Source organism: Enterococcus sp. RTP21361st1_A6_RTP21361_211029 (assembly GCF_040910045.1).
Classification (GTDB): Bacteria; Bacillota; Bacilli; order Lactobacillales; family Enterococcaceae; genus Enterococcus_D; species Enterococcus_D gallinarum.
Window position 1 is genome coordinate 1 of record NZ_JBDGBK010000206.1, and the last position, 1,418, is coordinate 1,418.

Below are 1,418 nucleotides of genomic sequence, written 5' to 3' on the forward strand. Positions count from 1 at the left end.
CGCATCATTTTTTTGTAGCCTGGCAAAAACAACCTTGCGGATTTATTCATCTAAAAGAGATTGAGTTATCGGATACACCGCAAATGGTCTCTCAACGTCGACTTGAGATCGAAGCGTTATCGGTTGAAAATGCGTACCAAAAGCAAGGGGTCGGTGAAGCCTTATTAACCCATGCCGCAGATTTTGCTCGAGAAAAGCAGTTTGCAACCCTCACTTTGAATTTCTGGGCCAAAAACCAAGTGGCTGATTTTTACCAACGAAATGGTTTTCAAGTTGAACGTTACAGAGCAAGCAAGATTTTATGAGCCGCTTTTCATCTTTCTATCAAAAAGTTGCTAGGAAAATCTTAAAATTTAAAAAAATAGCTTTCTTTCTTTTTTTCGTAAGGTATTCTTATAAGAAAGAAAAGCTTTTTTTATTTGGAGGAAACTGTCCTATGAGTCGAATGGACCGCAACAAAAACTTGCATGAACAATTAGCGAAAGAAGAGCAACGAGCTGCTCATAAAGAAACGATCTTTGCTCGTCGAGAAACAAAATCTGTGAGAAGACCTCAAAAGGAAGAAGAGTATTCAGCAGAAAACGATTTTGCACAACAAAGGGAGAACGACCAAACAAGTCAGAAGCGGTCTTCTGGCAATCATTCGTCAAAAAAAACAACCCTTCAGCGGCCGAATCTGTTAACTGGCAAAAAAAACAAGTCAAAATCCTTTGGTAAACAAAAGGATTTCGGCAACAATGGTCAGTCTGTTAACAAGAAGCCAGCGAAACAAGAGCAGAAAGTAAAATCAAAAGAAGCTAAACGTAAGAAACGGCCAATTTTGCGTTTCATCCTGTATGTGCTAGTGTTTGTACTTGCTTACTCGATCGTGGCTTTTGTGGCAGGGCAGCAGGTGGCCAAAAGCGATGCACAAGTCTCAGAGACGGAAACGTTTGATGGTGTAGCATCTGCGAACGGAGCAAAAAATATTTTGCTTTTAGGAAGCGACAGCCGTAAAGGCGAAACTGGTCGTGCAGACACGATCATGGTGCTGCAATTGGATGGCCCTTCAAAGAAACCAAAGCTGCTTTCTTTCATGCGGGATACGCTAGTCACGATTCCGGGATATGGAGAAAACAAGATCAATGCAGCTTATGCATTTGGCGGGGCAGAGTTAGTTCGGCAAACGTTAGCTGAAAATTTCGGAATCCAAACGAATTATTATGTCAAAGTAGACTTTCAATCTTTCGAAAAAGTGATTGACACTCTTTTTCCTAGTGGTGTACCGATCAACGCTGAGAAAGATATGAGTAAAAACCTTGAAGTCCCTATCAAGAAAGGGCAACAGAATATGAACGGTTTAGAATTATTGCAATATGCGCGGTTCCGTATGGATGAAGAAGGCGACTTTGGGCGTGTGCGTCGACAACAACAAGTGA

Annotated in this window: 2 protein-coding genes; both read left to right on the forward strand. The window is 41.3% G+C overall.

Going from position 1 to position 1,418, the window contains the following annotated elements:
• On the forward strand, positions 1 to 305 hold a 305-nt coding region (locus AB5Z52_RS17055), incomplete at its 5' end, for a GNAT family N-acetyltransferase (protein ID WP_368267142.1).
• A 131-nt stretch (positions 306 to 436) separates the two neighbouring features.
• The coding region (locus AB5Z52_RS17060) for an LCP family protein (protein WP_368267143.1) at positions 437 to 1,418 on the forward strand (982 nt) is incomplete at its 3' end.